Raw genomic sequence first — 23,542 nt, forward strand, 5'->3', positions numbered from 1 at the left:
GACCCGACCCGAGGGTCCCGCCACCCGAGGGGAGGGACGGCGCCATGCAGGACGCGGACGGCATGAGAGCCCGCGCGGCCGGATTCGTCGCGCGCGTCGGCGCACGCGGCCGGCTGCCGCTGGACTACTCCGTCGCCAGCCTGCGCGTCGTCGACTTCCTGGTCGACGGGCTCCGCAAGGGCGGCGCCGACCGGGAGCGGGCGCACGACACGCTGGTCGAACTCGGGGCGTACGTGGGGGAGGTGCTGGTCCGCCGGGCCGGCGCGGCGTGGGTCGACCTCGACGAGCGGCAGCGGGCCTGGTTCGGCCAGCCCGTCGGGGTGCGCATGCCGGACGGACGGGTCTGGAACCCCCTCGGCAAGGTCGTCAACCGCTTCGAGGCGGGCGGTACCGACGAGTCCCTGCACACCTTCTACCTGACCCTGCACGGCAGGGCCCGGCGGACACCGGGCAGGGGTGCCCCCGTCAGGGGGGCGGCCGCCTGACCCGGGGGCGCGCCGTCGTCGTCGGCACGGTCCCACGGGGGTGGGCCGAGCCGGCGCCGACGGCGTCCTGTGACACTTCTGTGAGGCCCGACGCTGATGACCGTGGGGGCGAGGACGCGACCGGGACCGGTGCACGGCGCGTTCGCCACGCACCCGCCACGAACTCCGCACGAACGAGGACAGTCTTGGGCCAGGGAGGGGAACCCCGGCGCGCGCAGCCGTACGACGGGGAACTGGGCGCGGCGGTAGCACGGGCGCAGGACGGCGACGAGGCCGCGTTCGCGGTCGCGTACCGGATCGTGCAACCGGGGCTGCTCGGCTATCTGCGCGGCATCGTGGGCGACGACGCCGAGGACGTGGCCTCCGACGCCTGGCTGGAGATAGCCCGCGACCTCGGGCGGTTCAAGGGCGACGGGGCGGGATTCCGGGGCTGGACGGCGACCATCGCCCGGCACCGGGCCCTGGACCATCTGCGCAGGCTGCGGGTCCGGCCCCGGGCCGCCACGCTGGAACAGGACGTGCTCGACCTGCCCGGTCGGCACGACACCCACGACCAGGTCGTGGAGTCCCTGTCCACCGAGCGGGCCCTGGAACTCGTACGCGAACTGCCGCGTGATCAGGCCGAGGCCGTACTGCTGCGGGTCGTGGTCGGTCTGGACGGACCCGCCGCGGCCCGCGTCCTCGGCAAGCGCCCCGGCGCGGTCCGCACGGCCGCCCACCGGGGCCTGAAGGGGCTCGCGCGCCGGCTCGGCGGCGAAGGTGTGACGGATGACGGCCCCCGGACGCTGGGGGAGTCGAAATGAACGGTGACGGTCGCGGCCCGTATGGATCAGGGGCGGCGGATGTGCCCGGAGGCAGAGCTCGCACAAGCACGACAGGCGGAATCGGACATGGGTGAACGGATGAGCGGCGGCGAGGACGTCCATCGCCGACACGCCCACCCCGCCCGCCCCGTCCCCGGCACGGACGACGGTCACGCCCGGGTGGAGGCACTGCTCGCGCGTGCCCTGCGGGACACCTCCGGCGGCGCCGAGCGCGAGCGGCAGGCCGTCGCCGCCTTCCGGGCCGCGCGGGACGCCGGCGCGCACCGCGCCCGTACCAGGCGGCGGGACGACTGGCGGCCCCGTGGACAGCGGCACACCGTCCGCTCGCTGCGGGCCACGCTCTCCGTGGTCCTGGCGAGCCTCACCCTCGGCGGCGTCGCGGTCGCCGCGATCGGCTCGGCCGGTTCCTCGGCGGACACCGCGGACGGCGGCGGCCGTGGCACGTCGTCGTCCGCGAGCGCGTCGGAGGCCCGGCGCGCCGGACCCGCCGCACCGCCGTCCTCCGGCGTCGCCGCGGACCGGGACCGGCCGCCGCCCGCCGAGGACACCGAGGCCCACTGCCGCGCCTACGACCAGGTGGCGGGCCGGGGCAGAGCGATGGACGCGACGGCGTGGCGGCGCCTGGTCGCCGCCGCGGGCGGCGAGGAGAAGGTGACCGCCTACTGCGCGGCACGGACCGCGTCGGCCACGGCGACACCCGGGAACGGCGGCGAGGGCAAGGGCGCCGGCTCCGCCGACCCGGCCGGCGGGAACACGGGAAACACCGGCAGCACGGGCAACGCCGGCACCACGGGGAACGCGGCGAGCGCGGGAACCGCCGGGAACAGCGGAACCGGAACCGGAACCGGAACGGCCGGGAACGCCGGGACCGCAGGCTCCGGCAGCACCGGAACCACGGGAGACACCGGGGCCTCCGGAAGCACGGGAAACACCGGAAACGGCCAGCCGCAGCCCGCGAAGACGCCGAAGGCCGAGGCCGGGGACCGGTAACCGTCGCCGGCCGGCCTGTCGACGGTGCCGTCGCGATGAGCCGGCCGCAGCCGTGGTGCCGTCGCGACGAGCCGTCCGGGCGGCGGCCGGCGGTGCCGCCGAGGCAACGGCCGGAGCCGCCACCCCCCACAGGAGAGGCCCCGGCCGTCGCGCGGCACGGGCCGCGCGGCGACCCGTACCTCCTACAGCGCCGTGCGTGCGTTTTCTGTCACACCCGGTGCCCGCGCGTCCGCGTCACGAGTCGGTTGCAGCTCGTGCGGACATGGACGACCGGTGGTTTCAGGTCGTAACGTGCCTTTCGCGCCGGACGGCGGAAGGGCTGGAGCAGCGTGACCGACTGCGGCCGCCACCATCAGCGGCCCCGACCCCCTGCGGTCGGCGGACCGCACCATCGACCGAGGAACCACGACGTGGGGGACGACGCGGAGCTGACAGCCGCGGTGCTTGCTGCACAGCACGGGGACGAGGCCGCCTTCCGTGCCGTGTACCGCTCGGTGCACCCGCGGCTCCTCGGGTACGTCCGCACCCTGGTCGGCGACCCCGACGCCGAGGACGTGACCTCGGAGGCCTGGCTCCAGATAGCGCGCGACCTGGAGCGGTTCAGCGGGGACGCCGACCGCTTCCGCGGCTGGGCCGCCCGGATCGCCCGCAACCGCGCGCTGGACCACATCCGGATGCGGGGGCGCCGGCCCGTGGCCGTCGGCGACGAGACGGAACTGACCGGCCGGGCCGCCGAGTCCGACACCGCCGGCGAGGCCATCGAGGCGCTCGCCACCGGCCGCACCCTCGATCTCATCGCCCGTCTGCCCCAGGAGCAGGCCGAGGCGGTCGTCCTGCGGGTGGTGGTGGGCCTCGACGCCAAGACGGCCGCCGAGACGCTCGGCAAACGGCCCGGCGCCGTACGTACGGCCGCCCACCGCGGGCTGAGGAAGCTCGCCGAGCTGCTCGGCGAGGACCCGGACACGGCGGGCGTGCTCGACGCGCTGCCGGCGCAGCGGGCACCGAGGGGGCGTGCGGTGGCGTCCGGCGGTGTGACGCGTGCGTGCGCGCCGACGCAGAAGGACGTGTGATGGCCGACGATCGCTGTGTCCTCCCCGGAGAGCCCGGAGACGCCGGGGACACGGAACCCCCGGCCGGCCCCGTGGGGGGCCGTTCCGCCGGCCGCTGGCTGAACCGTGAGACGGCGGAACGCCTGCTGGCCGGGGAGACGGCGGACAACGCTGTCGCGCCCGCCCACCGCGACGATGCCGAGCGGCTCGCCAGGACCCTGGGCGCGCTCGCCGCGATGTCGGCCCCGCCCGCCCCCGAGGACGAGGAACTTCCCGGTGAGGCGGCGGCCCTCGCCGCGTTCCGCAAGATCCGGGCGGACCGTGCGCCGGGCGCCGCCCCGGCCCTCTTTGCCGGGCGGGCCGCCGCCCGTGAACCGGTGCCCGGCGACGAGCCGGCGGTCCCGTACCGGCCCGCGCCCGTCGAGGACGCCGGCCTGGTCCGCATCGGCGGTCCCGTCCGCTCGTACGGCCGTCGCCCCCGCCGCCCCGCCCGCCTCGTGCTGGCCGCCGCGCTGACCGTCGGGATGGTCGGCGGGGTCGCGGTCGCGGCCGGCACCGGGCTCCTGCCCACGCCGCTCGACGACGCCGAACCGGGCCCGGCGGCCTCCGTGTCCGCCACCGCCACCCCCGGACCGGACGGCCCCCTCGGCTCGCCCACGCCCGGTACCTCCCCCGGCGGAACCGGCTCGGCGGCCCCGGGCGGCGGAGTGCAGGACATCCCGGCTCCGGGCCCGGACGGCTCCGGCGCCCGCACCGACGACCTGGCCGCGTCCTGCCGGGAGAAGGGCGCCGGCCGGACACTGGCCGCCGAGCGCAGCCGCGCCCTGGAGCGCGCCGCGGGCGGCTCCGCGCGCGTACCGGCGTACTGCGCGGGCCTCCTCGGCGACCGCGAAGGCCGGGCCTCCGGCGAGCCGGCCGGCGGCAAGGCCACGGACGAGGGCGACGTCGACGGCGGCGGCCAGAACGGCGGCCAAAACGGCGGCCAGAACGGCGGCCAGAACAGCGGCCAGAACAGCGGCCAGAGCGCGGGGCAGTCCGGCGGGACGACCGGCAAGGGCGGCGAGAACCGGGGCGGAAAGAAGAACGCGGAGAGCGAGAAGAACGCGGAGAGCGAGAAGGCCGACAAGAGCGAGAAGGCCGAAAAGAGCGCCGCGCAGGAGGCGGCGGAGAAGGACGGCAAGGGTGCCAAGGGGCCGTAGGCCGCACGCGCCGGCACTCTCCGCACCCCCTCTGACCTGCGACTTCGTACGTCGCAAAAATTTTCGGCCGCAGGGTGTGACGTTTTCGGCGGCCCAGCCGCAGTAAGTAGTGAGCCGACTGGTCATCGGCCCTCGCACTGAGCCGGGGTTCCCCCCGTACCTACGGCTCGTGCACCTGGCGCGGGCGGGACACGTTCCCCCGGTCCCGCCCGCGCCCCATACCTCCCACTTCGCGGCGACGCCTCGGCCGCCCCCTCCTCCGCGCGAACAGCACCGCGATCTTTGCCGTGCCCGTCGGCGCTGCGGGTGAGCCCCGCACGCGTGCCCCACGGGCGCTCCCCGGATGACGCCGCGCGAACGGCCCGGCATGGTGGTGACGGGGACCGCAGCAAGTCTGTGAGCAAGGTCCCAGCGTGCTCCCCTCCACCGGGTGCAGGCACACAGCTACAGTCCGTCGAGGGATCGGGCCGTACCAGCCGGTAACTGGCGAGTAACGTTCAGCGGGAGGCAACACACCATGGCGCGCGAGTCGGAGTCCGGACTGCCCATCGAACCGGTCTACGGGCCGGACGCCCTTCGGGGCTGGGATCCGGCGGAGAAGCTGGGTGAGCCGGGCGCCTACCCGTACACGCGGGGCGTGTACCCCTCGATGTACACCGGCCGGCCGTGGACGATGCGCCAGTACGCCGGTTTCGGCACGGCGGCGGAGTCCAACGCCCGCTACCAGCAGCTCATCGCCAACGGCACGATGGGCCTGTCGGTCGCCTTCGACCTGCCCACCCAGATGGGCCACGACTCCGACGCCCCGATCGCCTCCGGTGAGGTCGGCAAGGTCGGCGTCGCGATCGACTCGATCGACGACATGCGGGTGCTGTTCGGCGGGATCCCGCTGGACAAGGTGTCCACGTCGATGACGATCAACGCGCCCGCCGCCCTGCTGCTGCTCCTGTACCAACTCGTCGCGGAGGAGCAGGGCGTCGGCGCCGACCAGCTCACCGGCACCATCCAGAACGACGTGCTGAAGGAGTACATCGCGCGCGGGACGTACATCTTCCCGCCGAAGCCGTCGCTGCGTCTGATCGCCGACATCTTCAAGTACTGCAAGGCCGAGATCCCGAAGTGGAACACGATCTCGATCTCCGGCTACCACATGGCGGAGGCGGGTGCCTCGCCCGCGCAGGAGATCGCCTTCACCCTGGCCGACGGCATCGAGTACGTGCGCACGGCGGTCGCGGCCGGCATGGACGTCGACGACTTCGCCCCCCGCCTGTCCTTCTTCTTCGTCGCCCGCACGACGATCCTGGAGGAGGTCGCCAAGTTCCGTGCCGCCCGCCGGATCTGGGCGAAGGTGATGCGCGAGGAGTTCGGCGCGAAGAACCCCAAGTCGCTGATGCTGCGGTTCCACACGCAGACGGCCGGCGTGCAGCTGACCGCCCAGCAGCCCGAGGTCAACCTGGTCCGGGTCGCCGTCCAGGGGCTGGCCGCCGTCCTGGGCGGCACCCAGTCCCTGCACACCAACTCCTTCGACGAGGCGATCGCGCTGCCCACCGACAAGTCGGCCCGGCTCGCGCTGCGCACGCAGCAGGTCCTGGCCTACGAGACGGACGTGACGGCGACGGTCGACCCCTTCGCCGGGTCGTACGTCGTCGAGAAGATGACCGACGACGTCGAGGCCGCCGCCCTGGAGCTGATGGGCAAGGTCGAGGACCTCGGCGGCGCGGTCTCCGCGATCGAGCACGGCTTCCAGAAGGGCGAGATCGAGCGCAGCGCGTACCGCATCGCCCAGGAGACCGACTCCGGCGAGCGGGTCGTGGTCGGCGTCAACCGCTACCAGCTCGACGCGGAGGAGCCCTACGAGCCGCTGCGCGTGGACCCGGCCATCGAGGCCCAGCAGGCCGACCGCCTCGCCAGGCTGCGCGCCGAGCGCGACCAGCCGGCGGTCGACGCGGCCCTCGCCGAACTGAAGAAGGCCGCCGAGGGCGAGGACAACGTCCTCTACCCGATGAAGGACGCCCTCAGGGCCCGCGCCACGGTCGGCGAGGTGTGCAACGCCCTGCGCGAGATCTGGGGCACCTACGTGCCCAGCGACGCGTTCTGAGCCGTGCCGGAGCGGCCGGGTGGTCCATGAGCCCGGAGCCCGGCTGCCGGGCCGCCGCCCGGCCCGGGTGACCGTCCGGCCCGGGTGACCGTCCGGCCGTCGGGATCCCCTCCTGCCACGGCATCCCGTGAGCCGGTCGTTCTGAGCCGGCCGCCCCGAGCCGGTCGCTTTCCCCGGCTCACAGCGGCCGGGACAGCACCCCGCGCAGTCGCGGTGTCAGCGGCTTCTCGACGAAGCGGTTCAGCAGCCAGGCCAGCGCCAGCATCGAGGCCACGGTCAGTGCGAAGGTCACCCCGGCGGGCAGGCCCAGGGTGCGGTGCAGGACGCGGATGACCACCCAGCCGAGGTGCTCGTGCACCAGGTAGAAGGGGTACGTCAAAGCCCCCGCCACCGTCAGCCAGCGCCAGTTCGCCCGGTTCAGGAGGCCGAGCGCGATCGCCGCCACGGCGACGAACCCGAACGCGACCACGCCGACGATGCCGGTGGTGGTGCGGTGGGCGAAGGCGTCCGGGTCCGAGGCGTTCCACAGCTCGCCCACCGCGTAGTGCTGGCCGATCAGGAAGCTGACGGCCACGATGCCCCAGGCGTAGGCGTCCCTGCGGTCGCGGTGGACGAGGTGAAGGCCGATGCCGCCGACGAAGAACGGCGCGTACTCCGGCATCAGGACGAGGTCGAGCAGCGGCTGGTGCGCGGCCTGCGCGACGGCGGCGGCCAGCGTCCAGAGCGCGCAGAACATGACGACCCGGCGGCGGTTCGCCCCCGGCAGGACGACGCACAGCGCGAACAGGGCGTAGAAGCGGATCTCCACCCACAGCGTCCAGCACACGCCGAGCACCCGGTCCGCGCCCAGCGGCTGCTGAAGGAGCGTCAGGTTCACCAGGGCGTCGCTCGGCGACACGGCCTCGTAGACGACCGGCGGCAGGGCGAACACCGCCGTCACCAGCAGGACGGCCACCCAGTAGGCCGGCATCAGCCGGGACGCGCGGGAGGCGAAGAACGACGTGAGGGACCTGCCCCAGCCGCTCATGCAGATCACGAACCCGCTGATCACGAAGAACACCTGGACGCCCAGGCACCCGTAGGCGGCGAACGCGTGCAGGGTGGGGAACTGGTGCTTCGGCGAAGTGCCCCAGGCCTCGGTGACGTAGCCGCCGCGGCCGGCGTAGTGGTACACCGCCACCATCAGCGCGGCGACCAGCCGCAGTCCGTCCAGCGCGCGGAGCCTGCCGCCCTCCCGGCGGGCCGGTGCCGGCGCGGGCGGGAGCGGAACACCCGGCTCCTGGGCGGAGGCAGCCGCGGTGGGCTGAGGCTTCGATGTGCTCACGACCGTTTCGGTCACGCTGGTATCCCTCGCAGTGCCCCGTGGGTTCTTCTTGCGCACGCTCCTGACCGGAGACGATCGGATCACCGGAGAGTCGTCAACGGGGATCCTAGAGCCTGATCAGGGGGTCTTTTGTTCGACAGGGCGGCCTTTGTCCATCCGTCGTCGCGTGTTCACCACGACGTCAGTTCCGCTTCAGCAGCCGGGCCGAACGGCTGCCGAGCCGGATGCGGACCGACTCCCTGCGCGCGAGCTGCCGGACGGACCGGCCCCGCGCGCCGAGCAGGCCCGCGACCCGCCCGATCTCCGTCCAGACCTGGGCCCGGTCGCCACCCGCGACCGCCGCCGCGGACAGCAGCCGACACGCCTCGTCCGCCTCGCCGCGCCCCGCCCTGATCTCCGCCATGCCGACGAGGACGTCCACCGGCTGCCGGTGGCGCAGGATCTCGGTGCCCACCCGCAGGGCGTCGTCGTCACGGCCCGCCGTGACGTGCCGGACGAAGTCCTCGATGAGATAGCTGCCGGGCCGCGACAGCACCGCGGGGAACGGCGCGGGCGCGGGGTCCCCGCCCTCCTCGCCGCCGGCCTTTGGCACGCCGTCGCCTGCCGGGCGCCGTACGGGCTCACCGGGTCCCGGCAGACCCAGTGCCGTCGTCATCCGGGCGGTGAAGGCCTCGATGTCGAAGAGCTCCTCGACGTCCCTGTACCCGGGCTCCGAGATCTCCTCGTCCAGCACCCGGCGCAGCGCGTCGAGCGCCGCCTCCGGCGTGTACTCGGCGAAGGCACGGTAGCCGGACACGCCCTCCAGGACCTCCCGGGACCCCACCCGGTGGTAGGTGACCGTCCGCAGCCGCTGCTGCACCGCCTCGACCACGGACAGCGGCATCGGGTCGTCGACGCTGGACAGGAAGAAGACGTCGGAGGCGGCCAGTTCCTCCCGCACGCGGTCGCGGGAGAGCGCCCCCGTCCACTCGACCCGGTCCGACAGCAGGGTGGAGGGGCCGATGCGCCACGTCCGCTGGCCGATCCACGCGAAACGCCACGGCAGCCCCTGCGCGTACGCCAGTTCGGCGACCCGCGAGAACAGGTCGAGGCCCTTGCGGTCCTGCATCGAACCGACCATCACGATGCGCGGCCGCGCACCGGGCGCAGGCCTGGCACGTACGCGGTGGGCGTCACGGGGAACCGTGTTGTAGACCACGACCGGATCGCTCACCCCCAGCCCGCGGAACATGTCGGCCTGGGCGTTCGACACGCACAGCACCTTCAGGCCGGGCAGCAGGCCGACCAGCTCCTGGTGCCGCAGCGGGTTGCGCGAGCCCTCGAAGTCCATGACGTACTCGGTCTCGTGGGCGTACAGCGCCACGGACTTCCCCCGCTCCCGCAACCCCGCGACCAGCTCGCCCGCCAGCGGCGAACGCCAGAACGGGGCCAGGCTGTTGATCAGGACGACCTCGGCGTCCGCCAGGTCCGCCATGACGTCCTCGCAGCGGCCGTAGGCCTCGAGGTCGAAGTAGCGGATGTCGACCGGACCGCGCGCGAGCAGCGCCTGCGTGTAGGTGAGGACGGGGATCGCCACCCCGGTGACGTAGGTGAAGCCGAGTCCCAGCACGGCCAGCGAGCGTGGCCGCTCCAGCCGTCCGCGCACGGCGCGCAGCGCCCGTTCGGCCCGCGACAGGCCGCTCCCCGCCCCGTCGCCCGCCGGCGTCCAGCGCGGAGCCGGCGGTTCGGCCGGTACGGCGGCCTCCTCGACGACGCGCAGCACCCGCCCGGCGACGTCGTCCTGGAAGGCGACGAAGTGCTCGACGGGCTCACCGTGCGCGTTGGCCGCGAACTCGCCCGAGCGCTTGAATCCGGCGACCACGTCGACGAGTTCGCCGAGCGTGCCCGCATTGCGCAGCAGCGGGTGGCTCATGGTGGGAAAGACGGTGTTCAGCGGGGGCGGACTGAACAGGACCAGCGGGGTGCCTGCCCGCAGCGCCCGGAGGTGGGCCGGGGCGAAGAACGTGACCGCGAGGTCGTACCCGTCGAGCGCGGCGGGATACTGCCCGACCTCGACCTCGCCGAACTCGGCCAGCGCCTCGCGCAGTCGGGCGAGCTGTTCGCGGTGCTCCTCGCGGGACAGCTTGCCCTGCTTGCCCAGCGGCTGGTCGAGCACCATCATGCGCAGCGGCTCGCCGGGCTTCCTGTCGTGCCGGTGGGTGGCGGAGCGGACGGCCCGCAGCAGGGCCGGGTCGTCGCTGTGGCCGAGGGCACCGGTGATGTGGACGGGCGGGGCGGCGTCGGCGGAGCGGAACAGCAGGTGGTGCGCGGTCGCCGGGCCCCAGACGCAGACGGCGGCCGGGAACGAGGAGCCGTAGTACCAGCTCGGGTCGCGCCGTCCGGTGCCGGTCCTGCGGTGGTGGAAGTCGAGGTGGCGGTCCTGCACGAGGACGAGCGGCAGCGTGCGGCCCAGCGCGCCGGCCAGCCGCCGGCTGCGCTGCGACAGGTCTTCGAAGAACACCAGCCGGTCGATGCGCTCCTTTTCGACGAAGGCGCGCATGCGGTGACCGAATTCCTCCAGGAAATCGGCGTCGTTCAGCTCCTCGTCCCCCGTGAAGAGAGCGCGTGCCGGCCGGCCGCCGAATCGGGCGGCGGCCTCCTCCTCCGTCCATCCGACGATTTTCCCGTCCCGGTCGGCGCCGATGAGATGGAACGAGTGGGCGTCGGCTCCCTCGGCCCGCAGGATCTCCGAGGCGAGGCCGACGCCATTGCGGTTCTCGACAAACACGGCGATGCGCACGGTGTGAATGAAATACGACCTGGATTTCCCGAACGGGCCGCCCGGATCGAACTCTCGGTGAACATTCGATGTGCTCAGGGATGCGGCTGGATGTCCCGAAGCCTCGTGTTTTCGGAGGCCTTGGGCGTCCCGAAGCCTTGTGCGTCCCCAGGCCCCGGGTGTCCCCAGGCCTTGTGTGTCCCCAGGCCCCGGGTGCCCCGAAGCCCCCGCCGCCCGCACCCGTGCCCGTGCCGCCCCTTCCGGATCCGCCGTTCACCCCCGCCGGACCGGCTTGCCCGACGCCTTCGTCCGGCGTACCGCCCTGCGGAGCGCTCTCGCCCGTCGCACGACCCGGCGCGCGGTGGAGTTGTGCGGGAGGAACGACAGCCGCTCCGGGATGCCACCCGGCAGACCCAGCGCGGTGAGCCGCCGGCGCTTGAAGTACCGCTTGGTGCGTGGCCCGAGACGGGTGCGCAGGTACCGCTCGGCCTCCGGGCGCAGGCCAGGATGGATCTGGGCCTGCATCACGTAGCCCACCGTCCTGACCAGATCGGTCAGCGACTCCTCGGGGATGCGCGTCTCGTCCCCGCCGTCCTCCAGGTCCGGCAGCAGCGCGTCCGCCAGCACGGCCGGCACCCGGTTGCTGTTCTGGTACGGGGCGAGCCGGTCCATCAGCCGCTCGGTGCCGATCCTGGCGACCTGCAGTCCGTAGAACGTCGACGCGGTGAACAGGGCGGTGGAGAAGCAGCCCACCACCAGCGCCGGCCGCGCGCTGGCGAACAGGACCTCGGCGAGGACCGGCGTGTCCAGCACCGTGAGGTCGACGCCCAGCCTCCCGGCCTCGGCCTCCAGGACCCGGCTGTAGCGGGCCGGCGCCGTGGGGTGCGGCTTGAACACCACCGCCCGGTGCCCGCGGGCGACCGCCCCCCGCATCATCCGTACGTGCAGGTCCTCCTCCTCCTCCACGGTGAGGATGTCGAGCGCGGACAGGTACTGGCCCAGCAGCAGCGCGGCGTCGTCGGGCAGCGCGGGCAGGTCCGCCACGGCCTCGCCGATCTCGCCGAGGACCTTCAGGAAGCCGCTCGTCGGCACGGTCCGCGCGGGCACCCCGAACTCGGTGAGCAGCAGCGGCACCAGCCCCGGCACCAGGTCGAGGTGGAGCAGCCGGCGCACGCGCGTGCCGATCAGCGGGTCGAGCTTGTTGCGGGTCGGCCCGTAGCTCATCAGTCCGTCGGCGTACACGTCGACGGGCGCTCCGGGGAACACCTGTGCGACGGCCTGTGCGGGATTGACCTGGATCGACTCCAGGACGAGCTCCACGCGGTCCTCGCCGAGACCCCACAGCAGCCGCAGATAGCGCTCCAGGAGCGGCACGTCGTCCGGGCGCGGTGCCCAGGCGCCCGGATGGAAGGGGCTGATCGCCTCGTTCCAGGACAGCACCGCGTCGAAGCGGTTCCGCAGCGGCGCGAAGCCCGGCATCTCGTCGAGCGACGGGGTGGTCTCCGGGGTCGTCGTGTTGTTGCACACCAGCAGCACCCGGCGGTCCGCGGCGGGGAAACCGCCGGAGTCCAGCGCGGCGGCCAGCGTCGCGACGCCGTACAGCGTGGAGGCGCAGAAGATCTGGGTCGTACGAGGCATCAGGCGGCCGCCTTCGGGGTGCCGGTCCGTGAGGAGGTGATCCCGCGGCGCAGCCGGCGCAGGGTCGACGAGCGTTCCAGGTCCATCGTGTCCAGGACCTCGGCGAGCAGGTCCTGCGGCAGGCGCCTGACGGCGGCCGCGCTCATCGTGCGCAGCTGCCTGGCCACCGGCGGTTCGAACTTCTCGATCTCGCCGAGGTGGTGGGCGATGATCGCGCAGTAGGTCCGCACCGCCTTGGGCAGCAGCCGGTCGGCCTCGGGGTCCCGTGCGGTCTCCTCGACGACCTGGTCGAACGCGCGGATGAAGTCCAGCTGGCGGGCGTCGCCGATCTGGGTGAGGGAGGAGGCGACCCCGCGCCGGTAGAAGACGCCGAGCAGATTCAGCACGGCGAACGACTCCGCCTCCCGGTGCAGCTTCCAGATCCACGGCCGGTCCTCGGCGGTCCGCAGCCCGTGGGTGAAGTGCAGCAGCCCGCGGTCGACGAGCCGGCGGTGGTAGGCGCCGGCCCAGGCGTAGGGGTAGTCCACCGACGTCGAGCGGTCCGCGGGCAGGATCGCCTCGCGCGGGTTCAGCACCTCCCCCCGCAGCCCGTGCGGATGCCGGACCAGGGTGCGGGCGCGCGCGGTGGCCTGCACATGGTCGACGCGCACGAAGTCGCAGCCCAGCTCCTCGATCGCGGTGACGAGATCGGTCAGATAGCCACGCGCGAGCCAGTCGTCGCCGTCCAGGAACGTCAGGTACTCGCCCCGCGCGGCATCCAGTCCGGTGTTGCGTGCGGTGGCGAGCCCTCCGTTCTCCTCATGACGGATCAGACGCACCTCGGCGACCTTCGACAGCTCTTCGGCGGCCCGTTCGAGAACGGCGGGCGTCCCGTCCTTCGAACGGTCGTCGACCAGCACGAACTCGAAGTCCGGGCGGGCGTTAAGGAGAAGGCTTCTGAGGGTGTCCGGCGCGTATTGCTGGACGTTGTAGAACGGCACGATCACGGAAAGCTTGGGCACGCCGAAATCCTAGGAGCGCGCCCGGCGGTGGAAATTTCCGGTAAGGGTACGGGCGATGAACTCGATGTGTCGGATCGGTGCATCCCGTGTATTTCCGCGGAGTTGACGAGCCGGTTCGGTAACCGGTGGCGTGCTGTTAACTTTCCGTTGCGTCGCGGTTGGACAAATCCCGGGTTTTGCTTCCTAGCGTCTTCGGCGTGCCACCACGTACTTCGAAGCCCTCACGGATCGCCGTACTCGCGGACTCCGACACCCGCTGGAAATGGGGTGCGGCGACCGCGGGCCGGATCGCTCCGGGCGGACAGCCGGGCCCGTCCATGGAAGCCGGACCGCAGGACGGCGCGCAAGTCGCCCCCGTCCTCGACGGCTACCTCCTGCGCGGCCGGGCGACCCCCACCCCCCGTCAGCTCGCCGAGGTCGGCGTGCGCGCCGACTCCCTGCGCGAGGTGACGGCCGTCGAGTTCCTGCGCGCCGTGGCGACCGAGAAGTACGACGTCCTCGTTCTCGCGCTGGTCGGCGGCGGCGTCCAGGCGATCCTGCACGGCCTCAAGCGGATCTGGGAGGACGGCGCCGAGCGGCCCGTCGTCGTCACCGGCTACGTGGGCGTCGTCTACGAGAAGCTCGCCGACGGTCTGCTGCTGCGGCACGGCGCCGACCTCGTCCTCGCCAACTCCCGCCAGGACGCCGAACGTTTCCGCGCCGTGTACGACGGGGTCGGCGCCGACGCCTCCTCGGTCACCGAGGTCGCCCTGCCGTTCCTCGGCGGCGCCCCCTACACCGGTGGGCACGACCCCCGCACCGTGGTCTTCGCCGCGCAGCCCTCCGTGCCCGACAACCGCAGGGACCGCACCTACCTCCTCGAACGGCTCGTCCGGCACGCCCGGTCGCACCCCGAGCGCGAGGTGCTGCTCAAGCTGCGTTCCCGGCCCGGCGAACACACCACCCACATAGAGGAGCTGCCGTACCAGAAGCTGGCACAGCGGCTCGACCCGCCCGCCAACTTCCGCCTCGTGTACGGCAACATGGGCGAAGTTCTCGACCGCACCGACCTCATGGTCACGGTCAGCTCCACCGCCGCCCTGGAATCCCTGCACCGCCGCATCCCCACCGCGGTCCTCACCGACCTCGGGGTGCGCGAGGCGCTCGGCAACCACCACTTCATCGGCTCCGGCTGCCTCGCCTCCTGGGACCAGCTCGACGCCGGGCACCGGCCCGTCCCCGACGAGGAATGGGTGGCCCGGCAGGGCGTCGCCGCCGGGGGCGGCTCGTACGAACGCGCCTTCGACACGGCCCGCGAACGCATCACCGAGCTGCTCGACCGCCCCGGCGGCCTGCCGCCGCTCACCCCCTACTACACACCCGCCACCGCCCCCGGCTACCTCCCCGCCGTCCTGGCCCGCCACCACCTCGGCCCCGACGGCAGCCCGCTGCCCGGAGCCCCGGCCGCGGACCGGCAACCCGGACCGGTCCGCCAGATCGTCCGCCGCGCCGCCCGCGGCGCCTACCGCCACGGCGTCCAGCGCGTCGCCCCGGTCATCCGCCGGATGGGCGACCTGTGAACGCCGGCCACGCGGCCGTTCGCCGCCCCGGTCCCGTACAGGGGGCGCCGTGAACGACGTCCGTCCTTCCGGTCCTTCCCGTCCTTCGGGTCCTTCGGGTCCTTTCCGTCCTTCCCGTCAAGGAGTCCCGCCCATGTCCCCCTCCCAGGCGGGCGTGCGCCGCGTCCTCGCCGTGATCCCCGCGCGCGGCGGGTCCAAGGGCGTCCCCGCGAAGAACCTCGCGCCCGTCGGCGGCGTGCCCCTGGTGGCGCGGGCCGTGCGGGAGTGCCTGGCCGGCCGGCTCGTCACCGACGTCGTGGTGTCCACCGACGACCAGGCCATCGCCGTGGCCGCCCGTGAGGCCGGTGCCGAGGTCGTGCTGCGCCCGGCCGCCATCGCCGGCGACACCGCCACCTCCGAGGCCGCCGTCCTGCACGCCATGGACGCCCACGAGGCCCGGCACGGCACCGCCGTCGACGCGGTGCTCCTGGTGCAGTGCACCAGCCCGTTCCTCGTCCGCGAGGACATCGACGGCGTGGCCGCCGCGGTCGTCGAGAACGGTGCCGACACCGCCGTCACCGTCGCCCCCTTCCACGGCTTCGTCTGGCGCGACGGCACCGGCGACGGCACCGACGGCGACGGCTCGGACGGCGCCGGCTCGGCCGGCGGCTTCGGCGTCAACCACGACAAGTCGTACCGCCCACGCCGCCAGGACCGCCCCCAGGACCTCCTGGAGACAGGCGCCGCCTACGCCATGGACGCGGCCGGCTTCCGCGAGCACGGCCACCGCTTCTTCGGCCGCACCGACCTCGTGCGCACCGACCCGGCCCGCGTGCTGGAGATCGACGACCCGCACGACCTGGCCCGCGCCCGCGCCCTCGCCCCCCTCTTCGACGCGGACCTCCCCGAGTCCCGGCTCCGCCCGGGCGGGGGGACCCCCACCGGTTCGCTCCCGACCGCCGCCGACATCGATGCGGTCGTCCTCGACTTCGACGGCACCCAGACCGACGACCGGGTGCTGATCGACTCCGACGGACGGGAGTTCGTCTCCGTGCACCGCGGCGACGGCCTCGGCATCGCCGCCCTGCGCAGGAGCGGACTGAAGCTGCTGATCCTGTCCACGGAACAGAACCCCGTGGTCGCCGCCCGCGCCCGGAAGCTCAGGCTCCCGGTCCTGCACGGCATCGACCACAAGGACCTCGCACTCAAGCACTGGTGCGAGGAGCAGGGCATCGCGCCGGAGCGCGTGCTCTACGTCGGCAACGACGTCAACGACCTCCCGTGCTTCGCCCTCGTGGGCTGGCCCGTGGCGGTCGCGAGCGCCCACGACGTCGTACGCGGCGCCGCACGCGCGGTCACCACCCTCCCCGGTGGCGACGGCGCGATCCGGGAGATCGCCGGCTGGATCCTCGGACCCTCTCTCGACTCCCCCGCCCCCCTCACCAAGTAAGGAACCCCTCCCATGAGCACCAACTCCCGCCTCCGCCAGTTCGGTTCGCGCACGGCCGGCCCCGGTCACCCCGTCTACATCTGCGGCGAGATCGGCATCAACCACAACGGCGACCTCGACAACGCCTTCAAGCTCATCGACGTGGCCGCCGAGGCCGGCTGCGACGCCGTCAAGTTCCAGAAGCGCACGCCCGAGATCTGCACCCCGCGCGACCAGTGGGACATCGAGCGCGACACCCCCTGGGGCCGGATGACGTACATCGACTACCGCCACCGCGTGGAGTTCGGCGAGGACGAGTACCGGCAGATCGACGAGTACTGCAGGGAGAAGGGCATCGCCTGGTTCGCCTCCCCCTGGGACACCGAGGCCGTCGCCTTCCTGGAGAAGTTCGACGTCCCCGCCCACAAGGTGGCCTCCGCCTCCCTCACCGACGACGAACTGCTGCGCGCCCTGCGTGCGACGGGCCGCACCGTCATCCTCTCCACCGGCATGTCCACCCCGAAGCAGATCCGCCACGCCGTCGAGGTCCTGGGCAGCGACAACATCCTGCTCTGCCACGCCACCTCGACGTACCCGGCGAAGGCCGAGGAGCTGAACCTCCGCGTCATCAACACCCTCCAGGCCGAGTACCCCAACGTTCCGATCGGCTACTCCGGTCACGAGACGGGCCTGCAGACCACCCTCGCCGCGGTCGCCCTCGGCGCCACCTTCGTCGAGCGCCACATCACCCTCGACCGCGCCATGTGGGGCTCCGACCAGGCCGCCTCCGTGGAGCCGCAGGGCCTCACCCGCCTCGTGCGCGACATCCGCACCATCGAGGCCTCCCTCGGCGACGGCGTCAAGAAGGTCTACGAGTCCGAGCTCGGCCCGATGAAGAAGCTGCGCCGCGTCCCGGGCGTCGTCACCGAGGCGGAGATCGCCGCGGCGGCCGGCGAACCCGTCGGCGTCTGACCCCGCAGCCCCTCCGGCCACCGCTACCAGTGCCTCACGGGACGGTCGTACGACGATGAGCCCTCGCGCCGGGAATTCCGGCACCACCCCCCACACCCTCGCGTTCGTCGAGAGTCCGGTGCAGCTCCTGAACGTCCTGGAGTGGGCGCACGCCCAGGGACCGCGTCCCCAGGAGCAGCCCGGCGCGGGGTTCACCCTCGTCGTCCTGTCCCCGACCGACCCCATGACCCGCGGCCAGCTGCGCCGCATGGCCGAACTGGCCCGCCAGGACGGCCACGAGGTCCGCTGGGAGGAGGCCCGCGGCGGCCCCGCGGCCCCCTTCCACACCATCGGCGGCCTGACCCGCGAGCTGCGCCGGGCCGACCGGATCGTCATGGGCGACCCGTTCTCCCGGTACGTCCAGCTCCTGCTGACCATCACCCGCGCCCACGACCTCGTCGTCGTCGACGACGGCACCGCCACCATGGAGTTCGTCGGCCAGCTCGCCCGCGGCGAACGCCTGGTGCGCTGGCACCGCAAGGGCGGCCGTCCCGGCCCCCGCGACCTGCTGTTCGCGCCGGTGTCCTCCTCGGCCCGCCGCCGCCTCACCCCCGGCCCGGCCCGCCGCGTGGAGGTCTTCTCCGCCATGCCGATAGCGGACGCCCCGGACGGGGTGTCCGTCACCTCCCACACCTTCGCCTGGACCCGCGAGCGCTTCGGCCCGCCCCGGGTGACGAACGGCGCCGACCTGGTCGGTACGTCCCTCGTCGAGACCGGCGTCGTCGACGGCGACCGCTATCTGCACGCCGTCGGCGTCCTCGCCAGGGCCCACGGCGCCGCCCGCTACTTCGCCCACCGCCGCGAGAGCGCCGAGAAACTCCACCGCCTCGCCGTGGAGACGGGCCTGGAGGTCGTCCGCCCCGACCTCCCCCTCGAACTCATCGCCCGCCGCGGTCCCGTCGGCAGAACCGTCCTCAGCTTCCCCTCCACGGTCGTCCACACCCTCCCGCTGGCCCTCGCCGGCACGGACGTCCGCGTCGCGGTCTGCGACATCGACCCGGCCTGGCTGACGGAGAGCGCCTCGCCCCGGGCCCGGAGCTTCCTCGCAGGCGTCACGGGAACGGCCCGCGGAGTGGACCGCCTGGCCCGGGTCACCACCGCCTGACCGCCCCCGGAGCGGCCTCACCGGCGCACACCCGCCACCCGTCCGGCCGACGCGTGCCGGCACGCCTCACCGGCGGGCGCCCGGGCGCCCGGGACGCCGCCTCCCCGCCGCGGTCAGGGCCGCCTCCCCGTCGCTGTCAGGACTGTTCCGGCCTGCGGGCCGGCAGGAACGCGCGCGGCCGGGTCGCGCCTCCCTCGGGCTCCAGCACGACGCGGGCCTGGACCTCGGCGCCCGCGTCGGTGAGGCGTTCGGCGACCGATTCCGGCGTGCGCCAGTAGTGGTCGAGAACGATCTCCCGGCCGAACCGCTGCGTCAGGCGCTGCCGCTCGCCGTCCCCCGTCTGGAAGCAGAGCAGCAGGTACCTGCCGGGCAGGAGGACGTGCCGGAACTCGGCGAACACCGCCGGCAGGTGCGTGTCGGATCGAGCGGCTGTTCGGTTCGTTCACGGGCCCGGACTCCAGTGGTGCGCCCGTCCGCCGGGCAGCCGAACCCGGGAAGAGCGGGGGGGGCGCTGCCCATCCGCTGGTCCGCTTCGTGGACAGCCGGGCGTGCTTCGAGTGGGCCGTGGTAACCGTGGAGGAGGAAGATGGAGGGATGGGCCGGAAAGCCATGATCCACTCGGCTTGAACCGGCGGAGTTTACCCAGCCCGAATGCCAGCCATGCGCCGCGCGGCCAACTTTTCTTCCCCTAACGGGTTGAAGTTTTGTTGATCGTGGGTCAGCCGACCGTCCCGGCGTCCTACCCTTCAGAGGGTGAAGCAACTGATGTCCCGAGAGTCCGAGGCCGATCCTTCAGGGGAAGCCGTGCTCCCCGGCAGCTTGCCGGAGGCCCTGCGCGCCGAGCTCGTCGCCTTCCGCCGCGACATGCACATGCACCCCGAGCTGGGCAACCAGGAGTTCCGTACGACGGCGGCGATCAAGGAGCGCCTGGAGAGGGCGGGCCTCAAGCCCCGCGTACTCACCGCCGGCACCGGGCTCATCTGCGACATCGGCGACTCGGCCGACGGCACCCCCGTCCTGGCGATGCGCGCCGACATCGACGCGCTGCCCATCCCCGACACCAAGGCCGACTGCGCCTACCGCTCCACCGTCCCCGACCGCGCCCACGCCTGCGGTCACGACGTGCACACCACGGTCGTCCTCGGTGCCGGTCTCGTCCTCGCCGGCCTGCACCGCGAGGGCCGGCTCCCGCGCCCGGTGCGGCTGATCTTCCAGCCCGCCGAGGAAGTGCTGCCCGGCGGTGCCGCCGACGCCATCGAGGACGGCGCCCTGGACGGTGTCGGCCGGATCATCGCCGTCCACTGCGACCCGCGCGTGGACGCCGGTCTGATCGGTCTGCGCAACGGTGCCATCACCTCCGCCTGCGACCGCCTGGAGATCTCCCTGGACGGGCCCGGCGGCCACACCGCCCGCCCGCACCTGACCACCGACCTCGTCACCGCCGCCGCCCGCGTCGTCACCGACGTGCCCGCGCTGGTCGGCCGCCGCGTCGACACCCGGGCCGGCCTCGCGGTGACCTGGGGCCGGATCGACTGCGGCCACGCCCCGAACGTCATCCCCCAGCACGCCGAGCTGTCCGGCACCGTGCGCTGCCTGGACATCGAGGCCTGGCGGCAGGCGCCGGACCTCGTCGTCGCCGCGATCGACGAGGTCGCCAACCTGCACCGCGCCAAGTCCGAGATCAACTACGTCCGCGGCGTCCCCCCGGTCGTCAACGACGCCGACGTCACCGGCCTGCTCCGGGACGCCATGGTCGCCCGGCGCGGCGAGGAGGCGGTGGAGAGCACCGAGCAGAGCCTCGGCGGCGAGGACTTCTCCTGGTACCTGGAGCACGTCCCCGGCGCCATGGCCCGCCTCGGCGTCCGTACGCCGGGCGAGCGCACCGTCCGCGATCTGCACCAGGGCGACTTCGACGCCGACGAGCACGCCATCACCGTGGGGGTGGAGCTGTTCACCGCGGCGGCCCTGCTGGACGCGGCGACCCGGACGGCGTGAGCACGGGACGCCGGTGACGGCCCGGACGAAGGGGTGCCCGAAAGGCACCCCTTCGTCCGCCTGTGTCACCGGGGCGTAACCCGTGGGACCCCGTTGCGACGCGGGGGCGGCACGAATCGATAACGGCCACGAGGAACCCCGTTCCCCTCGCCTTCTACGCGCGTTACTGTGCGCCGGAATCGCCCCTCGGGACGGCCTGTCGGGGAGCCGTGCCGGAGGCGCCACATTGGGGAATGCGGGCCGGCGACGGCGCCGTGGGGATGAAGGGTGCTGCTGTGCGTCTCATATCTCGAAGGACCGGGTTCGTCCAGGCGGCGGCGGCCGTCGCGGTCGTGGCCCTGGTGGCCACCGGCTGCGGCGAGTCGAGCACCGGCTCCAAGGCCGATGAGAAGGAGTCCGGCACGTACTCCGGCAAGGGCATCGGTCTGGCGTACGACATCGGCGGCAAGGGCGACCAGTCCTTCAACGACGCCGCGTACGCCGGCTTCCAGAAGGCCGACAAGGAGTTCGGCATCGGCGGCCGGGACGTCGAGCCCCAGGACGGCGAGTCGGACGCGGACAAGGTCCAGCGGCTGACCCAGCTCGCCCAGTCGGGCTACAACCCGGTGATCGGCGTCGGCTACATCTACGCGCCGGCCGTCAAGGAGGTCGCCGCGAAGTTCCCGGACACCACCTTCGGCATCATCGACGACGAGACCGTGACGGCGAAGAACGTCGCCGACCTCGTCTTCCACGAGGAGCAGGCCTCCTACCTGGCCGGCGTCGCCGCCGCGAAGGCCTCCAAGAAGGCGCACATCGGCTTCATCGGCGGCGTGGACATCCCGCTCATCCACAAGTTCGAGGCCGGCTACGTCCAGGGCGCCAAGTCGGTCAACCCGGCCATCAAGATCGAGTCGCAGTACCTGACCGAGACGCCCCAGGAGGGCGGCTTCTCCAGCCCCGACAAGGGCAAGGCGGGGGCGAGCGGCCAGATCGAGGCCGGCGCGGACGTCATCTACCACGCGGCCGGCCTGTCCGGGCAGGGCGTGATCTCCGAGGCCGCGGGCAAGAAGGTGTGGGCCATCGGCGTCGACTCCGACCAGTACTCCCAGACCTCGCTGGCCGCGTACAAGGACTACATCCTCGGCTCGGCGCTGAAGAACGTCGGCGGCGCGGTCTACGACCTCGCCAAGTCCGTCCACGAGGGCAAGCCCCTGGCCGGCGTGGTCCGCGGCAGCCTCTCCAACGACGGCGTCGGCTTCGCCGACACCAACCCGAAGTACAAGGCCATGACGGACGTCGTCGACGCCGTGAACAAGGCCAAGCAGGACATCATCGACGGCAAGGTCACCGTCGACACGAAGTAGCCCGCCCCGCCGCGGCACCGGCCCTGCCCGCCCGTCCCCGTCCGGGGGACGCGCGAGCGGGGCCGCCCGCGTTCTTCGGCCTTGCTCCTCGAACGCCGGAGGGGCCGGCTCCCGGCCCGTCCGGCGCTCGAGGACGAGGCCGTTCGGGCCGGGAGCGGGGGCCGGCGGCGGCAGCCCCCAGGGGCGGGACGGGGAAGGGGCGGCGGGGGTGAGAACCCCGCCCCCGCCCCGCCCGGGGGCGGCTGCCCGCACCACGGGGCGCCCCGGGCCCGGAGCCCCCGTCACCGGCGGAGCCGCCCGCGGAGCCTCCCGCCCGTGCCCGTCGAGGGCGTCCTCGCAGACCAGCGGCCCCGGCCTCCCGCACGTGGCGCTCCAGGGTCCGTACGCTGGGGCGCAAACTGTGGCCACAGCTCGGTAACGGACCGGACAGAAGGGTTTTTCCGTCTGGTCTACGCGCGTTACGCTGCGGCGGAACCAGCGCCTGGTAAGGGCGCTTGCACAAAGGAGTCTCGTTCCATGCGCCGGGTGTCCCGTATCGCGGTTGCTGGTGTTGCTACCGCAGCCTTCGCCGTCACCGTTTCCGCTTGCGGAAGCTCGTCCACGTCGTCCTCCTCCGGCGACGACAAGAACCTGGGCCTCGCCCTCGCGTACGACGTCGGCGGCAAGGGCGACCAGTCCTTCAACGACGCCGCCACCGCGGGCATGGAGAAGGCCGACAAGGAGTTCGGCTACAAGTCGACCGCGGTCGAGCCGCAGGACGGCGAGTCCGACGCCGACAAGGTGCAGCGCCTGGAGAGCCTCGCCAAGCAGGGCTACAACCCGGTGATCGGCGTCGGCTTCGCCTACGCGCCGGCCGTCAAGGAGGCCGCGGCCAAGTACCCGAAGACCACCTTCGGCATCGTGGACGACGAGCAGACCAAGGCCGACAACGTGGCCGACCTCGTCTTCTCCGAGGAGCAGGCCTCCTACCTGGCGGGCGTCGCCGCCGCCAAGGCGACCAAGTCCAACGTGGTCGGCTTCATCGGCGGTGTGGACGTCCCCCTGATCCACAAGTTCGAGGCCGGCTACAAGCAGGGCGTCGCGGACACCAAGAAGGGCGTCACGGTCAAGTCGCAGTACCTGACCGAGACCGCGGCCGAGGGCGGCTTCTCCAGCCCGGACAAGGGCGAGAGCGCCGCCGACGGTCAGATCGACGCCGGCGCCGACGTCGTCTACGCCGCCGCCGGCCTCTCCGGCCAGGGCGTCATCAAGGCCGCCAACGCCAACAAGATCTGGGCCATCGGCGTCGACTCGGACCAGTACAAGCAGGACGCGCTCAAGGCGTACAAGGACTCGATCCTCACCTCCGCCATGAAGAACGTCGAGGGCGCGGTCTTCACGCTCGCCAAGTCGGTCGAGGACGGCAAGCCCGCCACCGGTGTGGTCCGCGGTGACCTCGCCAACGGCGGCGTGAGCCTGGCGAACTCCAACCCGACCTTCGCGGGCAACCAGGAGATCCAGGCCGCCGTCAAGAAGGCCGAGGAAGGCATCAAGAACGGCACCATCACGGTGAAGACCTCCTGACGACCGTGTCGTCGGCCTGTCGAGATTCGTCGAGAACTGTCGAAGGCATGGCCGAAGAAGCGCTGTAATGACAGCGTTACGACCTCGGAACGGGGTGCGGGGACGATGACTCCCCGCGCCCCGTTCGCGCGGCAGAATGCTCGGAACGGATCGAGACCGACCGAAAAGCCGGTCATCAAGATCGATCAG

General features: G+C 72.9%; 18 protein-coding genes. 13 read left to right on the plus strand and 5 right to left on the minus strand.

The features are described from left to right. Positions 1 to 44: 44 nt before the first annotated feature. The 6 genes from ACIP5W_RS01025 (at position 45) to ACIP5W_RS01050 (ending at position 6,645) form a co-directional block, all read left to right on the plus strand. Positions 45 to 485, plus strand: a complete 441-nt coding sequence (locus ACIP5W_RS01025; protein WP_401464725.1) for a hypothetical protein — start codon at positions 45 to 47, stop codon at positions 483 to 485. A gap of 185 nt (positions 486 to 670) precedes the next feature. After that, positions 671 to 1,288 carry an RNA polymerase sigma factor gene (locus tag ACIP5W_RS01030; protein ID WP_401464728.1) on the plus strand — a complete coding sequence of 206 codons (618 nt, stop codon included), beginning with the start codon at positions 671 to 673 and terminating at the stop codon, positions 1,286 to 1,288. An 87-nt stretch (positions 1,289 to 1,375) separates the two neighbouring features. Next, complete coding sequence (locus tag ACIP5W_RS01035; protein WP_401464731.1) at positions 1,376 to 2,299, plus strand: hypothetical protein; 924 nt, start codon at positions 1,376 to 1,378, stop codon at positions 2,297 to 2,299. Between the two features lie 410 nt (positions 2,300 to 2,709). Next, a complete protein-coding gene (locus tag ACIP5W_RS01040) occupies positions 2,710 to 3,369 on the plus strand; it encodes an RNA polymerase sigma factor (protein ID WP_401464734.1) in 660 nt (219 codons plus the stop codon). After that, positions 3,369 to 4,547 (plus strand): hypothetical protein, encoded by a 1,179-nt coding sequence (locus ACIP5W_RS01045; protein WP_401464737.1) that lies wholly within the window; start codon positions 3,369 to 3,371, stop codon positions 4,545 to 4,547. The genes ACIP5W_RS01040 and ACIP5W_RS01045 overlap by 1 nt, the downstream gene beginning before the upstream one ends. A gap of 517 nt (positions 4,548 to 5,064) precedes the next feature. Beyond that, a complete protein-coding gene (locus tag ACIP5W_RS01050; protein ID WP_401464740.1) occupies positions 5,065 to 6,645 on the plus strand; it encodes a methylmalonyl-CoA mutase in 1,581 nt (526 codons plus the stop codon). 178 nt (positions 6,646 to 6,823) lie between these two features. Here ACIP5W_RS01050 and ACIP5W_RS01055 read toward each other — a convergent pair whose 3' ends face one another. The 4 genes from ACIP5W_RS01055 to ACIP5W_RS01070 form a co-directional block, all read right to left on the minus strand. Further along, on the minus strand, positions 6,824 to 7,984 hold the full coding sequence (locus tag ACIP5W_RS01055) for an acyltransferase family protein (RefSeq protein WP_401464743.1): 1,161 nt from the start codon (positions 7,982 to 7,984) through the stop codon (positions 6,824 to 6,826). A gap of 166 nt (positions 7,985 to 8,150) precedes the next feature. Continuing rightward, positions 8,151 to 10,748, minus strand: coding sequence for a glycosyltransferase family 4 protein (locus tag ACIP5W_RS01060; RefSeq protein ID WP_401464746.1), 2,598 nt, complete (start codon positions 10,746 to 10,748; stop codon positions 8,151 to 8,153). A 252-nt stretch (positions 10,749 to 11,000) separates the two neighbouring features. Further along, entirely contained in the window at positions 11,001 to 12,365 is a 1,365-nt protein-coding gene (locus tag ACIP5W_RS01065) for a polysialyltransferase family glycosyltransferase (RefSeq protein ID WP_401464749.1), read from the minus strand. Then, a complete protein-coding gene (locus ACIP5W_RS01070; RefSeq protein ID WP_401464752.1) occupies positions 12,365 to 13,366 on the minus strand; it encodes a glycosyltransferase family 2 protein in 1,002 nt (333 codons plus the stop codon). The genes ACIP5W_RS01065 and ACIP5W_RS01070 overlap by 1 nt, the downstream gene beginning before the upstream one ends. Positions 13,367 to 13,563: 197 nt before the next feature. Between ACIP5W_RS01070 and ACIP5W_RS01075 the strand changes: the two genes are divergently transcribed. From ACIP5W_RS01075 to ACIP5W_RS01090, 4 genes are all read left to right on the plus strand, one after another. After that, entirely contained in the window at positions 13,564 to 14,925 is a 1,362-nt protein-coding gene (locus ACIP5W_RS01075) for a DUF6716 putative glycosyltransferase (protein ID WP_401464755.1), read from the plus strand. A 133-nt stretch (positions 14,926 to 15,058) separates the two neighbouring features. Then, positions 15,059 to 16,354 carry a cytidylyltransferase domain-containing protein gene (locus tag ACIP5W_RS01080; RefSeq protein WP_401464758.1) on the plus strand — a complete coding sequence of 432 codons (1,296 nt, stop codon included), beginning with the start codon at positions 15,059 to 15,061 and terminating at the stop codon, positions 16,352 to 16,354. Between the two features lie 12 nt (positions 16,355 to 16,366). After that, positions 16,367 to 17,305, plus strand: a complete 939-nt coding sequence (locus ACIP5W_RS01085) for an N-acetylneuraminate synthase family protein (protein WP_401464761.1) — start codon at positions 16,367 to 16,369, stop codon at positions 17,303 to 17,305. A gap of 55 nt (positions 17,306 to 17,360) precedes the next feature. Further along, on the plus strand, positions 17,361 to 18,449 hold the full coding sequence (locus ACIP5W_RS01090) for a hypothetical protein (RefSeq protein ID WP_401464764.1): 1,089 nt from the start codon (positions 17,361 to 17,363) through the stop codon (positions 18,447 to 18,449). Positions 18,450 to 18,585: 136 nt separating this feature from the next. On the opposite strand, the gene ACIP5W_RS01095 is transcribed toward ACIP5W_RS01090, so the two are convergent. Further along, positions 18,586 to 18,849 (minus strand): hypothetical protein, encoded by a 264-nt coding sequence (locus ACIP5W_RS01095; RefSeq protein ID WP_401464767.1) that lies wholly within the window; start codon positions 18,847 to 18,849, stop codon positions 18,586 to 18,588. A 365-nt stretch (positions 18,850 to 19,214) separates the two neighbouring features. On the opposite strand from ACIP5W_RS01095, the gene ACIP5W_RS01100 reads away from it, so the two are divergent. The 3 genes from ACIP5W_RS01100 to ACIP5W_RS01110 all read left to right on the plus strand — a co-directional run bounded on the left by ACIP5W_RS01100 (position 19,215) and on the right by ACIP5W_RS01110 (position 23,353). Further along, positions 19,215 to 20,444: a M20 family metallopeptidase gene (locus tag ACIP5W_RS01100; protein WP_401465623.1), complete on the plus strand. Its 1,230-nt coding sequence runs from the start codon at positions 19,215 to 19,217 to the stop codon at positions 20,442 to 20,444. A gap of 284 nt (positions 20,445 to 20,728) precedes the next feature. Further along, the gene (locus ACIP5W_RS01105; RefSeq protein WP_401465626.1) at positions 20,729 to 21,790 is read left to right on the plus strand and encodes a BMP family protein; all 1,062 of its coding nucleotides are present in this window, start codon (positions 20,729 to 20,731) and stop codon (positions 21,788 to 21,790) included. A 516-nt stretch (positions 21,791 to 22,306) separates the two neighbouring features. Further along, on the plus strand, positions 22,307 to 23,353 hold the full coding sequence (locus tag ACIP5W_RS01110; protein ID WP_401464770.1) for a BMP family protein: 1,047 nt from the start codon (positions 22,307 to 22,309) through the stop codon (positions 23,351 to 23,353). The last annotated feature ends 189 nt before the right edge of the window (positions 23,354 to 23,542 follow it).

It is taken from the genome of Streptomyces sp. NPDC088766 (assembly GCF_044750845.1).
GTDB lineage: Bacteria > Actinomycetota > Actinomycetes > Streptomycetales > Streptomycetaceae > Streptomyces.

Coding starts and splice junctions, on each gene's coding strand:
- ACIP5W_RS01080 (WP_401464758.1), top strand. CDS start 15,059: ATGTCCCCCTCCCAGGCGGGCGTGCGCCGCGTCCTCGCCGTGATCCCC.
- ACIP5W_RS01050 (WP_401464740.1), top strand. CDS start 5,065: ATGGCGCGCGAGTCGGAGTCCGGACTGCCCATCGAACCGGTCTACGGG.
- ACIP5W_RS01085 (WP_401464761.1), top strand. CDS start 16,367: ATGAGCACCAACTCCCGCCTCCGCCAGTTCGGTTCGCGCACGGCCGGC.
- ACIP5W_RS01025 (WP_401464725.1), top strand. CDS start 45: ATGCAGGACGCGGACGGCATGAGAGCCCGCGCGGCCGGATTCGTCGCG.
- ACIP5W_RS01110 (WP_401464770.1), top strand. CDS start 22,307: ATGCGCCGGGTGTCCCGTATCGCGGTTGCTGGTGTTGCTACCGCAGCC.
- ACIP5W_RS01035 (WP_401464731.1), top strand. CDS start 1,376: ATGGGTGAACGGATGAGCGGCGGCGAGGACGTCCATCGCCGACACGCC.
- ACIP5W_RS01100 (WP_401465623.1), top strand. CDS start 19,215: ATGTCCCGAGAGTCCGAGGCCGATCCTTCAGGGGAAGCCGTGCTCCCC.
- ACIP5W_RS01090 (WP_401464764.1), top strand. CDS start 17,361: ATGAGCCCTCGCGCCGGGAATTCCGGCACCACCCCCCACACCCTCGCG.
- ACIP5W_RS01045 (WP_401464737.1), top strand. CDS start 3,369: ATGGCCGACGATCGCTGTGTCCTCCCCGGAGAGCCCGGAGACGCCGGG.
- ACIP5W_RS01065 (WP_401464749.1), bottom strand. CDS start 12,365: ATGCCTCGTACGACCCAGATCTTCTGCGCCTCCACGCTGTACGGCGTC.